At 40.3% G+C, this 14,526-nt stretch carries 10 protein-coding genes, 1 tRNA gene and 1 pseudogene; 4 read left to right on the top strand and 8 right to left on the bottom strand.

Annotated features, from left to right (window positions below; genetic code table 11):
- Window positions 1-13: 13 nt before the first annotated feature.
- Both F993_RS16435 and F993_RS0119550 read left to right on the top strand, forming a co-directional pair.
- A tRNA-Asn gene (locus F993_RS16435) sits at window positions 14-89 on the top strand.
- Between the two features lie 57 nt (window positions 90-146).
- Window positions 147-587, top strand: a complete 441-nt coding sequence (locus tag F993_RS0119550; protein WP_032812378.1) for a DUF2726 domain-containing protein — start codon at window positions 147-149, stop codon at window positions 585-587.
- Between the two features lie 19 nt (window positions 588-606).
- On the opposite strand, the gene F993_RS16440 is transcribed toward F993_RS0119550, so the two are convergent.
- From F993_RS16440 to glnA, 6 genes are all read right to left on the bottom strand, one after another.
- Window positions 607-813, bottom strand: a complete 207-nt coding sequence (locus F993_RS16440; RefSeq protein ID WP_032812375.1) for a hypothetical protein — start codon at window positions 811-813, stop codon at window positions 607-609.
- 105 nt (window positions 814-918) lie between these two features.
- Complete coding sequence (locus F993_RS16445; RefSeq protein ID WP_004652666.1) at window positions 919-2,259, bottom strand: alpha/beta hydrolase; 1,341 nt, start codon at window positions 2,257-2,259, stop codon at window positions 919-921.
- 109 nt (window positions 2,260-2,368) lie between these two features.
- Window positions 2,369-3,250: a 4-hydroxybenzoate octaprenyltransferase gene (gene ubiA, locus F993_RS16450; protein WP_004652665.1), complete on the bottom strand. Its 882-nt coding sequence runs from the start codon at window positions 3,248-3,250 to the stop codon at window positions 2,369-2,371.
- Window positions 3,251-3,265: 15 nt separating this feature from the next.
- Complete coding sequence (locus F993_RS16455) at window positions 3,266-3,757, bottom strand: chorismate--pyruvate lyase family protein (protein ID WP_004652664.1); 492 nt, start codon at window positions 3,755-3,757, stop codon at window positions 3,266-3,268.
- Window positions 3,758-3,919: 162 nt separating this feature from the next.
- Complete coding sequence (locus tag F993_RS16460) at window positions 3,920-4,405, bottom strand: hypothetical protein (RefSeq protein WP_004652662.1); 486 nt, start codon at window positions 4,403-4,405, stop codon at window positions 3,920-3,922.
- Window positions 4,406-4,543: 138 nt separating this feature from the next.
- Window positions 4,544-5,959, bottom strand: coding sequence for a type I glutamate--ammonia ligase (gene glnA / locus F993_RS16465; protein WP_171057879.1), 1,416 nt, complete (start codon window positions 5,957-5,959; stop codon window positions 4,544-4,546).
- A gap of 623 nt (window positions 5,960-6,582) precedes the next feature.
- Here glnA and F993_RS16470 point away from each other — a divergent pair.
- Window positions 6,583-7,167: an anthranilate synthase component II gene (locus F993_RS16470; protein WP_004652659.1), complete on the top strand. Its 585-nt coding sequence runs from the start codon at window positions 6,583-6,585 to the stop codon at window positions 7,165-7,167.
- A 356-nt stretch (window positions 7,168-7,523) separates the two neighbouring features.
- On the top strand, window positions 7,524-8,888 hold the full coding sequence (locus F993_RS16475; protein ID WP_004652658.1) for an L-cystine transporter: 1,365 nt from the start codon (window positions 7,524-7,526) through the stop codon (window positions 8,886-8,888).
- 59 nt (window positions 8,889-8,947) lie between these two features.
- Here the strand turns inward: F993_RS16475 and F993_RS16480 are convergent.
- Window positions 8,948-11,714 (bottom strand): annotated as a pseudogene (locus F993_RS16480) (M1 family metallopeptidase).
- Window positions 11,715-11,727: 13 nt separating this feature from the next.
- Window positions 11,728-14,454, bottom strand: coding sequence for a TonB-dependent receptor plug domain-containing protein (locus F993_RS16485; protein ID WP_004652656.1), 2,727 nt, complete (start codon window positions 14,452-14,454; stop codon window positions 11,728-11,730).
- Window positions 14,455-14,526 lie beyond the last annotated feature (72 nt).

Here is a 14,526-nt window from a genome sequence, read left to right as displayed (position 1 = left end):
ATTCGCTCCAGATTCTCCCATAGCTCAGTCGGTAGAGCGACGGACTGTTAATCCGCAGGTCCCTGGTTCGAGCCCAGGTGGGAGAGCCAAGATTCTAAAAACCCACTCTTATTGAGTGGGTTTTTTATTTGCCCTTTGATAAGCATATGTTTCAGTCAAATCATCTCCTCTTTCTTAGCATTGGCTTCATAAGTACAGCTTTACTGCTGTTTAGCTGCCTACGTCCTTTCTTTCCAAAACAAAAATTCTTCGCGCGTCCTGTCATTACAACTTTTGAGTCGCGAATGTTTAGTCGACTACAACAAGCCTTTCCGCAGCACCACGTGCTTGCACAAGTTGCCTTTAGTGCGTTGATTACCAGTGATCATTATAAGATCCGCAGTAAATTTAATCGTAAAGTGACTGACTTTGTGGTTTTAGATCAGGAGATGAATGTGCTGGCGATTATTGAGTTAGATGACCCAAGCCATGTTGGTAAGGAATTAGAAGATAAAAAACGCGACCAGATGCTACAAGAGGCAGGCTATTTGGTACTGCGCTATACGCAAATTCCATCTGTAAAACAATTACAGATGGATATTCAATAATAAATCGCTCTCAGATAAATTACTCAGCCGGCGTGGTTGGTTCAGCTTGTTTTTGTTGTTCAAACTTTTTTGCAATTTCAGCATGTTGCTGATCATATTTTTTCTTGGTTTGCGCATCACTTCTTGCCGCAAGAAAAGCCATCCCCACAATAAAAATTGGAATTAATAATCCAAGCCCCATCAATAACCAAGGGACAGATCTTTTTTCAACAGGTTGCTGGCTCATAACGACTTCAAACTCAAACGGCATCAATTTCAAGATGCGTAACAATATAACAAAAAAGAGCCTCTATAAAGAGGCTCTTTTTTGTTAGCTTAAAACCTTAAAAAATTATGACTTTACACCCGTGCATTGCTCATTTTTACTTGCATCAATCTTGGCTGGATCAACCACTATATTTGTTTTAGCAGGCATCTTAGATTGAATAAAGTTATACACATCAAGGTTTCTACACACAATCGCTTGAGTATGCGTTGCATTCACAACAGGATCCAGTTTAATACTTGGTGATCCTAATGCTTGCAAATTAGCAACCAATGCCTGTGTAACAGGGAATGGAACATTTGTATCCGCAGTTCCCTGTACAATATAAACTGGTTTATCAATACGTTTCGTTCCTGGTTGGTTTGCAACTAAAAACTTCTGTACGGTCTCATTATTTTTAAAGTTATTTGTATCCAATCCTGGATAGTCCATAACTTTTTTATCAGGATTAACCGTCATAAATTGAATGATATCAGCTTTAAACTTCTCAATCAGACTTAAGCTTGGATCAGTTTCATTATCTAGACAAAGACCATTTTCGCCTGTAGTACCTTCAGCGAATTCTGCAAGAGATTTAGCACGTTCTTGGAAAATGTCTCGATAATTGAATCTTGGCTCATATGCTTTAATCCCAACACCTGTCAGTGCGGCATAAGCAAGTAAAGTCGCGTAGGAATCAACAGATACTCGATTTGCTAACGGTACACCCGCTGCGATTTCTTTCAACTCAATACCTGCCAAAGCAGTAGGTGCAACCTCTAAGATAATTTTTCCTAAACTTGATGCAGGTGCGCCAGCCACGGCTCCCTTATAGGTTGCATCCGCATTTGCATACTCCGCAGTCCCCAAAGATGCCTGACCACCTTGAGATTGACCAGCAGACATCCACTCCCCATTTAGCTTAGCACCATAATGATCTTTAGCTGCTTTTACAGCTGCAATCGCAGATTTCGCCTCACTACCCAAGTTCAGATATGGATGAATGCCTGGTGTGCCCAAGCCTTCATAATCTGGCGCAACAACAACATAGCCTGCTGCTAATAAGCTTTCAGCTAAAATTCTAAAGCGAGCACCGATTGCGTTATTACTTGGTGCACAACTATCCGCGACACCAACCGTACCATGCTCCCAAACTACAACTCGGTAACCATCGGCAGGTTGAGCCGCTTTTGGAAACATCACTAATGCTGTCGCTTTTGCCGTACGCCCTTGGACATTGACCATGTTATAAGTCATTACTTTAATTGACGATGCATTTTCTACCTTATCTTTCGAATAAGTTGTTTCAGACAGATAGGTTTTTCCCGAATCCACCCCAGTGTAATTATCATCATTGTCATTACATGCGGTTAAAAATAATGCAGAAATAGAGAATGTCATTGCCAACGCAATTTTAGACCGTTTCATAAAATATCCTTTTAGTCCTTGTTTTATTTTAGGCATGAAACTACATGCCACATTATTAAGGCATAAAAAAAGTGCTCTGCATAGAACACTTTTCAACTATTCAGTCAATTTAAAATATGAATTCTAAAAAAATTCCAATGAAAATGATCAGCCCCACCCAACGATTGTGACGAAATGCCCAAAAACAGATTTGTGGATCACGATCTTTGGTTTTAAACGCTTGATAAACAAAATCAGCAGCGACGATCAACAATGCCGCCAACCCAAATGGCAATAACAGATTTTCCAGATATAAAGCTCCACCAATGAGGAGCAAGCTTAAAATTTGAAGTAAGCCAATAATCTGAATATCGTAACGACCAAATAAAATCGCGGTCGATTTGACGCCGATCTTTAAATCATATTCACGGTCAGTAATCGCATACTGAGTATCATAAGCCACCGTCCAAGCTAAATTACCAAAATAAAGCAACCAACAGGTTAAATCAGGTGTTTGCCCTACCGCTGTATAAGCCATAGGAATCGACCAAGAGAATGCAGCACCTAAGAAAACCTGAGGTAAATTGGTATAGCGCTTCATAAAAGGATAAATAAACGCGAGGAATAATGCACCAAATGACCAATAAAAGGTTTCAATCGGAAGAAAAAATAATAACGTCGCACTGGCACCGACTAAAACCAAAAAAACAAAAACAGCTTCGCGAGGGCGAATGATACCTGTTGCTAATGGACGTGTTTTAGTTCGCTCGACATGAGCATCCACTTTTCGATCAGCAAAGTCATTAATTGCACAACCTGCCGCACGCATAAAAATCACGCCTAAGATCATAATAAATAGGATCTTAAAATCAGGTATCCCTTTTGAAGCAACCCATAAAGCCCACATGGTTGGCCAAAAAACCAATTCCGTACCAATAGGTTTGTCAAAGCGGCATAGATAGTAATAGGCTTCTAAACGTTGCCGCCATGTTGTGTGTTGCACTGTTTCCATGATGAATCCTTAGAGTCAATGCTGTCGAATAAACTGTTCAAATGCAGGAAGAAATGTTTCTTGCACGATAAATTTGCAGCCATGCCAAGTATAGCAACTTTGTCTGGTCCAACCTTCCTCAAGATAAATGACGCGTCTTTCGCAGGCAGGATTGGTTCGTTGAAATAAAAACCAACCAATAGGCTTATTACGAATATGCCGAAATAAACGTGCTTTCTTATGTAAGCTTAAAATTGGAAAGATACTTTTTGCTTTCACCCAAGCTTCTGTTTCACTGCCGTATAAATTGGTTTCACGTACCCAGGCAATATGATGTGCTGGCATCCGCATCCATTGGCTATCATTAAAAGTGAGTCGGTGAAAATGCTCTTTAAGACGTTCGACATGAAATTCCCCTTCACCCAAATCAGTCAACTGTTGAGTGAGAGAACCTGATGCATACAACCATTTTTTTAATTCAGCTGGGATCTCTCGTCCCTTAATTCTGTTTGGTCGTAAATTTCGCATGCTTGGCTCACTAAAAACATCGCGATTAGTGTACATGAATTTTTTTATAAAAATGTAGGATTTATTGATCAATCACAGCAAGTACATCTCTCCACACATATCATACAAAGAATCTAAAAATTATATAGAACAGTGAAATTTAAAAAATTAATTGAAAAAAATTTATAATTTCAAAACTTCTTCCTTAAAGACAAATTCCTTTGTAACACCGAAGTATTTTAAATAAATCTTTTTTCTATTTAGTTCTACAAGAATATGAGTTGATAAGTCATTCAGTACCCTATTTACACGATCAGTAACTTTCTGTTTTATCTCTGTACTTTCTTCTTCAAGGACGTCATCACTTATATTTTGGGCAATCAATTGATCAAAATATATTTGATAGTATTGATAAACCAAGCACATATAAGGATCAAGCCTTTCATAGTCAAAGCTTTCAGGATAAAGAATCAACTGACCAGAATCAAACCAGAACTCTATAGATATAAAATCCCAATCCATACTATTTATCTGATCTTTAAAGGTTTCCAAATAATACAGAAATAACTTTTTAAAATCCTCAGAGAACTGATTATTAGATAAAGAAACTGCCTGTTTTGAAATCGCTCCTACAAATTCTTCTGTCGTTTTTAATTCGATTAAACTCACCCTAGCCTCTCTACCTCAATATAAACTAACCAATAAATATAATATGAACTGTCCTAAAACTTTAAGATAGATACAACTAGATGTATTAAAATTGCCAAAAAAAAGCTCGCCGAAGCGAGCTTTTTTAGACTAGATGTATTACAGGCTGTAGTACATATCAAATTCAACTGGGTGAGTCGTCGTGTTAAGACGACGTACATCTTCAGTTTTAAGTTCGATATATGCATCAAGCATTTCTTTAGTGAATACACCACCTTTCAACAGGAACTCATGATCCGCTTCAAGTGCAGCAATCGCCATTTCCAAGTTGTGCGCAACTGTAGGGATTTTTGCTTCTTCTTCAGGAGGAAGATCATACAAGTTCTTGTCAGCAGCTTCACCTGGGTGGATCTTGTTTTGGATACCGTCAAGACCAGCCATCAACAATGCCGCAAAACCTAAGTACGGGTTCATTAATGGATCAGGGAAACGTGCTTCGATACGCTTGCCTTTAGGGCTAGAAACGTAAGGAATACGGATAGAAGCAGAACGGTTACGTGCTGAGTAAGCAAGCATAATTGGTGCTTCGTAGTGTGGAACCAAACGCTTATAAGAGTTTGTACCTGGGTTAGTAATCGCATTCAACGCACGCGCATGTTTGATTACACCACCGATGAAGAACAATGCCATTTCTGATAAACCAGCATATTCATCACCAGCAAACAAGTTCTTGCCATCTTTAGAAATTGACATGTGAACGTGCATACCAGAACCATTATCACCAACCATTGGCTTAGGCATGAATGTCGCTGTTTTGCCATATTGATGAGCAACGTTCCAAACTGCATATTTGAACTGTTGAACTTCGTCCGCTTTACGAACTAAGGTATTGAAGCTCACACCAATTTCTAATTGGCAAGAAGCAACTTCGTGGTGATGTACTTCTACACGACCAGGACCCATGATGTCTTCAATACGTGCACACATTTCAGCGCGCATGTCTTGATGAGAGTCAACTGGAGGAACTGGGAAGTAACCGCCTTTAACGCGTGGACGGTGACCAGAGTTACCTGCTTCGTAGTCTTTACCTGTAGACCAAGCAGCTTCTTCAGCGATCAATGTGTGGCGCGCACCAGACATGTCGATGTCCCATTTCACTTCGTCAAAAACGAAGAATTCAGGTTCTGGACCAAAGAATGCTGTATCACCGATACCTGTAGATTTTAAATATTCTTCAGCACGACGAGCAATCGAACGTGGGTCACGCTCGTAACCTTGACCAGTTGAAGGCTCGATTACGTCACAAGTCACAACAACTGTAGGCTCAGCAAAGAACGGGTCAAGAAAACCTGTTTCAGCATCTGGACGTAAGATCATGTCAGAAGCTTCAATGCCTTTCCAACCAGCAATTGAAGAACCATCAAACATTTTACCGTCTTCAAATGTATCTTCATCAATGGTATCAGCTGGGTAAGTTACGTGTTGCTCTTTACCCTTAGTATCAGTAAAGCGAAAATCGACCCATTTTGCGCCACTTTCTTTGATGAGTTGAAGGACCTTGTTCGCCATGCTCATTTGCTCCAATGAAGTTTTTATGCACTTGTTAAGTGCGTGTTAGTTGTTGATGTATAATTAGCAATTATCATACCAACAATTTAAAAGCATACCTAAAACATTGAAATTCTTTGCAGAAAAAATGCTTTAGGTTCCCTGCCCTATGCCTACCATAATGTCTGCATTTAAAAATGCACCATATTTAAACATTCCTATTTTAGCGCGTCCTCAAAAAAGACATAATGAACCAAAATAGTGCAATACATATAACAAAGAACCAATGTAGTGCCAATTACGCTTTTATTATTCGCGTAAATTGGCTTTTTATATCATTCTTTTCAACATCATTCCAATCAATTCATTTAGACTTTCGATTCACATTCAGTTTTTCCCCTCAAGCCTTTCAATTACAAAAATTTATGATCAATTATCAGCTCATTTCAACAAACAAAATTGCCCTTTTATTCTGCCGTTAATCCTTTGAAAATTTTCCACATGAATGATCCATTTTGTTATGATGATTTCCCGTTGTCGCTAGAATAATCTTTTCTCTATTTAAGATAGATGGAAAAAATACAGCGTACGAATCGGTTTGTCGAACTCAATAGCACATTTAAGTGCTTATATTTCAAAAGGTTATAATCATGCTTCTAATGATTGACAATTATGACTCATTTACTTACAACATCGTTCAATATTTTGGCGAGTTGAATCAAGAAGTAAAAGTTGTTCGTAATGATCAAGTGACATTAGAGGATATTGAGCGATGGCAGCCGAAATATCTGGTGATTGGCCCAGGTCCTTGCTCACCGAGTGAAGCGGGTATCTCTATTCCAGCCATCAATCACTTTGCTGGCAAAATTCCGTTACTGGGTGTCTGTTTAGGTCATCAAGCCATTGGACAGGCGTTTGGTGGCAATATCATTCGTGCTAAAACAGTCATGCATGGTCGCCTATCTGATATGCACCATAGTGACAAAGGAATTTTTAGCAATTTGCCTTCACCTTTTGCTGCAACACGTTATCATTCGTTGGTGATTGAGCAAGAAACGTTGCCAGAGTGCTTAGAAGTGACGTGTTGGACCAATCAAGCAGATGGCACGATTGAAGAAATCATGGGTGTCAAACATAAAACACTGCCTGTGGAAGGTGTGCAATTTCACCCTGAGTCTATTTTGAGTGAACACGGGCATCAAATTTTCAAAAACTTCTTGGATATTTATGCTTAAATCCTAGAACTTAATTCAATTTAGTTTCCTGACAGTCCATTTTTAATCGATGGGCTGTTTTTATTTTGAACATATAAAATCAATATACAATTCATACATACGGTATAAATTTTCAGCATTAAAATTAATCTTAAAACTTACATTTAAAACAAGTCATTCTTTTTCAATAATTAATCCACTTTTCACACGTTATAAAAAGTAAGTTCAATCCTCAATTTCTGTTTTGTCTGATTGCATTTTACTTTTTTAGATTAACTATAGTCATAGGAATGATTAAGTTTCAGGGCAGCTGGATGATAGAATCTAAGTCATTGTTCTTAGCATTCCCCCTGAATGATCTATCAGGATAACCTATTGTGAATACCTTGGTTTTATTGAATATTATTGTTTTTGTCCTGCTCATGGCAGGATTGTTTTTTACTTATCGAAAAGACTGGAGTCTCTCCAAAAAAGTTCTGATCGGTATGGTGGTTGGTATCTTCTTTGGTTTAGCCCTTAAAGCGATCTACGGCGATAACCCTGTGCTTGAACACTCGGTTGCATGGTTCAACCTTGTGGGTAATGGTTATGTACAACTATTACAAATGGTGATCATGCCACTGATTTTTATATCGATTTTAAGTGCAGTGGTAAAGCTACACCAAACCACTTCTCTTGGAAAAATCAGTGTACTTGTGATTGGTATCTTGTTAGCGACCACGGCAATTGCCGCACTGGTGGGCGCAGGTATCACCAATTTATTTGGTTTAACGGCGGAGGGACTGGTACAAGGTACCAAAGAAGCAGCACGTCTAGCCGCCATTCAAAGTCAATACATTGGGCAAGTGACAGATTTAGATGTTCCTAAACTCTTGCTTTCACTATTCCCTCAAAACCCATTTGCTGACTTAACCGGCGTTCGCCCTACTGCAATTATCAGTGTTGTGATTTTCTCTGCATTTTTAGGTGTGGCTGCACTTAAACTGATGGATAAAGACACCGTCAATGGTGAAAGAATCAGACATGGGATTGAAGCACTGCAAGCCTTGGTGATTAGCCTTGTTCGTTTAGTGATGCAATTTACGCCTTATGGTGTGTTGGCGCTCATGACCAAAATGGTGGCAACGGCAAATGTTGCCGACATCGTTAAATTAGGTGAATTTCTGGTCGCATCGTATCTGGGATTGGCAATCATGTTTCTGGTACATGCGCTGATTTTACTATTTGTACGTGTCAATCCAATAGACTTTTTCAAGAAAGTTTTCCCTGTTTTAACTTTTGCTTTTACCAGTCGTTCAAGTGCAGCCAGTATTCCGCTCAATATCGAAGCACAAACCAAACAATTGGGTGTGCCTGAAGGGATTGCCAGCTTCTCTGCTTCATTTGGTGCAACCATTGGTCAAAATGGTTGTGCCGGTTTATACCCTGCGATGCTGGCGGTGATGGTTGCGCCAACTGTGGGTATCAACCCGCTTGATCCATTGTGGATTGCTCAGTTGGTGGTGGTGGTGACTCTCAGTTCGATTGGTGTTGCTGGCGTTGGTGGCGGTGCAACCTTCGCAGCTTTAATCGTACTGCCAGCCATGGGCTTACCGATTACGTTAGTTGCGCTATTGATTTCAATTGAGCCACTCATTGATATGGGTCGTACGGCTTTAAACGTCAACGGTTCAATGACGGCAGGTACAGCAACCAGTCAGTTATTGGGTGTCAGAAATCCTGACGCTGCGGATGATGCTTAAATCATCCTGAAAATAAAAAAGCCAACGCATGATCGTTGGCTTTTTTATAACTGAATAAATTATAATTTCAGTTGTTGCACAAGCGAACCATCTTGCTTCGCAACCAAGGATTCACAGAGTTGAATCCGCTCTTTGGTCTGATTCAAACCGCGCTCAACCCCAACCAGCTCTTTGGTGCGTGGCGCAAAGAAAGTGTTGAGTTGTGTTGCTTCCTGTTGCGTACATGCAGCGCCACTAAACAATGCGGGGAACCGTCCTGCAGAAGACTTGCCTAAACGATCAAACACAGCATCGTGATTGGCCTTAAACCATGACCAAAGTCCGCCTTGTTCGCCGCTATAGCTATTGATTGAATTAATCACGGTACGTACTTCACCGACTTTCACACGTAGATCCAAAACTAACTGGCGTGCCTGCTGACGTGTTTCCACCTGATTTGCTGAACCTAAAGCAGTGAGAATCGCCAAACGTTGAGTCGGTTGCGTGATGCGTTGTAACTCCCCTACTAAACGGTCAAATGTAGGCTGTCCTTTTTCTTGGACACGTACTGCCAAAATCGTTGGCAATAACTCTGGTGTGAGCTGGGCAAAGTTCAGTTGCGTCTGTTCAAATAAAACGTTGGATTGCTTTAACAGCTGTTGACGTACTTCTGGTACCTGAATATCCAGTGCAAGGAACTGCGCCAACTCACTCCGCCATAAACTGTCTTCGGCAGACTCACCTGATTTATTGGTATAGCCCAATTGGTTCAACTTTGGCAGATATAAATTCGTGAGTGCTTTTCTGAAATGTTCACGTTCTGCTTCTGTCTTCAACACATGGCGCTGGATTGTACTCAATTGCGGGAATAATGCAGTACTGATTTGACGGCTATTCGAGTTCGCAAACTTCTTCGCAACATCCGCCACCGCCAACAGGTTAATATCACCATGGTTAAATGCAGCTGAAACAGCATAGGCATAGGCCAGTTGTTCAGTATTAGAAAGTTTTTCCGTAGCGGCGGTCAGACGAGCAAGTTCTGGTTCAGGCAAACTAAATTGGTAATAGCCTGCTGCATCCGCATTTGGAATATACCAACTGTTAATACTTGCGCCTTTGAGTTCAATTTTGGCTTCGGCTTGGTCAACCAACTCACACTGAACTTTACTCGCCGCATTTGAAACTTCGTAACGTACACATAATGGTACCCCCCAAAGACTGTTGGCATCTCCTTTAGAGCCAACAGGTAAATAACGCGTTTGTTTCACATTTAAAAAGACTTTATTGCCTTGTTGCTGCAATGAGGTATTCAGCAATGGTACACCTGGTTGATCAATAAAACTTTTTACCGCTTTGCTAAAACGCTCAGCTTGACCAGACTGTTCTGCGAGGGAGCTAATTAAATCATTAGCGGTAGCACTACCATATTGATGCTTGTGAATGTAATTACGCACGCCTTGTTTGAATTTTTCTTCACCTAGATAGCTCTCAAACATATTTAAAACGGCTGCACCTTTTTGATAGGTAATCCCATCAAAAGCCGTTTGAATATCGGCATTACTTAAAATTGGCTGACGGATACGGCGTACACTGACCAAGCTATCACTTTTCATCGCGCCTGCGGTATCGACCACACGTTCAAGATCTGCGTTAAATTCAGGATGTAATTGTTGAGTAATCTTACTTTGCATCCACGTAGCAAAGGATTCATTCAACCACAGGTCATCCCACCACGGCATGGTCACCACATCCCCAAACCATTGATGCGCCAACTCGTGTGCATTGACATTAAATGAACTCTGTACAAAAGACACGGGGGAGTCTTTATCCAACAACATTAAATAATCTCTGAATGTGATCAGCCCCGGATTTTCCATCGCACCCGCGGCAAAGTCAGGTGCAGCAAGTAAATCTAGTTTGTCGAATGGATATCCGAATGCAAAATAATCTTCTAATGTTTTTAAAATGGTTGGGGTTTCAGACAAGGCATGCTGCATTTTTTCAGCCTTAGCATCGGGTGCTAGACCTCGTAATTTGATCGCCTGTTTACGCCACTCCGTCGCCCCAATATCTGGCCCTTGTTGTACTTGCCAAGGACCAACCGCCAATGCCAGTAGATAAGTTGGTAGCGGTTTGGTCGGTGCAAAGCTTAACGTTTTCCACCCCGATTTTTCGGCCTGTTCAGCGACTTGATTGGTATTGGAAAAACCTGAATATTTGCTTGGTATGGTTAAGCGAATATTAAAGGGTGTTTTAAAACGTGGTTCATCAAATGAAGGAAAAGATTGACGTGCACTGATCGCTTCCATTTGAGTCATGACATAAGGCTTACCCTCAAATTCAATTTTATAAATACCATCCAGTTGCTGATCATAGTCTGCATTGAAATCCAGTACCAAGCGGTATTGCCCTGCAGGTAGCGTCTGGGCAAATTTAATCAGACTGACACCATCGACTTCTGAAGCTTGCTCATATTTGGCGGTGGTTTTCTGTCCAGCTGCAGATAGGATGTTAACGTCTTTTACCGATAAAGATTTACCATGAATCCAAACATGATCGGTGGCTTGAGTCAGTTTTAAATGAATGGTGGTTTTACCCGTATAACTTTTTTGTGCAGGATCAATTTTAAAGTCTAAATCATACGATTCAGGGACAACCCATTCTGGTAATTTACCAATCGGAATCTGTTCATTGCTATTGGATGCAAAAATTTGTGTTGCAGATAAAGAAAGTAATGTTGTAAGTAGTAATGTTTTTTTTAATGAAGGTTTGACCAACATAGGAGATCTGTCCTCTGTAGTTTTTAAAATAAAAAGACGCAGCAAATGGTGTATCACTTCGCTGCATCCATACATCATTGTTAGAATTTATAGTTAAACTCTAACCAAGCTTGACGGCCGTAAAGAGGATAACCTGTTGCATAATAGGCCCATCCACCGGTGTAATCCAATTTATCCTTATCAAATAAATTATTGACAATAATCGAAGCTGATGCCTTAGGTGAAATTTGGTAAGTGCCACTCCAATTGACGACATACATCGGGTTCAACCAACCCGACTCGTCGGCTTTCGGTAATTTTCCATAACGGCTCAACAATACTGTAGACTCAAATGGACCACGGCTCCAGCTGAGACTGCTATTGAAACGATCACGCCAATCGAGGTTACTTTTATCCCAAAGTAAATCATCAACTGGATCTTCTTTGGATTGCTGATATTTATTCTTCAGTGTGCGGCTAAAATTGATACTCCAGAGAAAGTTCCCCCAATGATCAGTCTTCCAGCGCCATTTACTGGTCAAATCGATCCCACTAGAACTTACGGAAGCCGCATTGATTGGAACAATATTAATATTTCGAATCACATTGGGATTAACCACTGCATCACTAGGATTTCGCTCAATCCGAGCCAGCGCATCTATACATTGCGTATCATTAATATTTCTACGCCCAGCGCGACAGTCAGCCTCGGTTCGAAGTAACTTGTCGGCACTCAAATTCGTTACTTGATCATCAATTTGGATATTCCAGTAATCCACCGATAAATCAAAGGCTTTAACAGGCGACCAAACAAAACCAAAACCATAAGATGTGCCATTTTCTGGTTTTAAATCTTTATTTCCAACCTTGATATAATCTGCACCAGGTGAGTACAGCCTAAACTCACAGTTATTTAGTGGCTGTCCAGTTTGCTCGCAACGTAAATAATCCGTTGTACTTGAATAATATCCTTTTTGTTTATTCAGGAATAAATAATTCATGTCTGGTGCACGGAAGCTGGTTTGGTAATTACTTCGTAGTAATAAAGTTGGGTCTGGGCGAAATTCCAACCCTGAACCAAAAGTAAATTTATCAATACTATTATCTGACAGTGCATAACGATCATAACGTCCAGATAAAGTTAAATTTAATGGTTTTGCCAAAGGAAGGAATAACTCTGTTCCCAATGCTTGCCGCGAACGAACACCACCGTACTCACCATAACTGATTGTATTAAATTTACCCTGCTCAAAGGCTTTATCTGGTCTATTTTTAAAACCCTGCCGGCCAACTTCAGCAATTGCTGCCAATTTAGCCGTCCCAGCAGGTAGCTCAAAAACATCTCCATTAGCACTCACACTCAAACTTTGAACCCAAGAACGGTCTTTTTGCTCGCTCGTACCAAAGACTTTTGCTATTTCACTTGGGTTTAAGGGTTGATTTAAACGTTTTAAATCTGGCGCATAAATTGGAACACCATCTTGATCTACCCCCAAACGAGACCCTAAGAAATATTCATCTATACCAGCAAGTTGATTGATTGGGTTGCGTAAATTGCTGGTATAAATCGAACCATTGTATGCAGCTTCATAATTCCAGCTACTGTCAGCAATATCCCCTCGGATACCAAAATTTAAATTAGATGAAAACTCCTGCCATTTCTTGTTAACTTTATTGAGCCCCCCAAACTCCTCGGGTGCAAAAGCACGATTCCAAACTTCATAATTACCTGAATTTTGATTTAAAAAGTAACCATTCGTTCCTAATGAAGTCCATGTTGGTGAACGGGTATTATTCTGAATTTGATTCGCGCCAATGAGGACATCAGCGAATAACTGTGTTTTATCATTCAACGCATAATCCAGCCCTAAATATCCATTTTGACTACGGTTTTGAGTTTGTACGGACCAATAAGTGGAACGTACACGATCACTGGCACAACGATCGCCATTTTTGCCAAAATTATGAACTGAGCCCTTAAAAAGCTGTTCATATGGCTGACAACCGTCGCCCCCTATTGGCAAATATTGTCCTGTCTCTGCATTCCGACGCCCAACAATCGTTGTCGGTGTTTCACCTTTCTTTGTACTGGTAGACATGAAGTGACGATCTGTTGCGAAAATAGGCTCTCGCGCACTAAACTCGAAGCCATAAACAAGATTAAGCTGATCTAGACTGTTACTGCCACTGAGTTGTAAGCGTAGATTTTCTCCGCCTTCCTTGGTCGTACCAGCTTTGATATTTACCTGTGTGCCATCAGTTTTCTTTTTCAGAATGATATTCACGACACCTGCAATGGCATCTGAACCATAAATTGCAGAAGCACCACCATTTAAAACCTCAATCCGATCAATAATCGCAGTGGGAATATTGGCCAAATTGACAAAGTTGACATTACCCTCATATGCGACAGGATAGTCCGCAACGCGATGACCATTGATTAAGGTCAATGTATAGTTCGGTCCTAATCCCCGTAGACTGATGGCATTTGCCGCAGGCGTTCGGATATTCCCAAAATCAGCACCTTGAACAAAACCTGTATTTTGAGCCAGATTATTTAAGGCATCAAAAGCATTTGTATAGCCTTGTTTTTCAATATCTGCTGCAGTGATCACGGTCACACTAGTTGGGCCATCTTTCTGTGCTTTAGAAATGCGTGAACCAGTCACCGCAACACGTACCACTTTATCCTTTATTGCATCTTGCTGCGGAGTCTCAGTTTGAGTTTCCGCATAGGCTTGCAGTGGATGAAGAAGTGCAACCAATACAAAAACAAAGCAATGCTTATTTTTCTCGACCCCAAGATATTTCAAGTAATTTAAATACATATTTATTGATGAATGATATAAAGACCGCCCTAATATATCTAGTTTTATTTAGTTGATTTATACACATTTTTT

Source organism: Acinetobacter proteolyticus (assembly GCF_000367945.1).
GTDB classification, from domain to species: domain Bacteria; phylum Pseudomonadota; class Gammaproteobacteria; order Pseudomonadales; family Moraxellaceae; genus Acinetobacter; species Acinetobacter proteolyticus.
The sequence above is the reverse complement of the archived record's forward strand: the minus strand, read 5'-3'. Positions and strand labels throughout refer to the sequence as shown.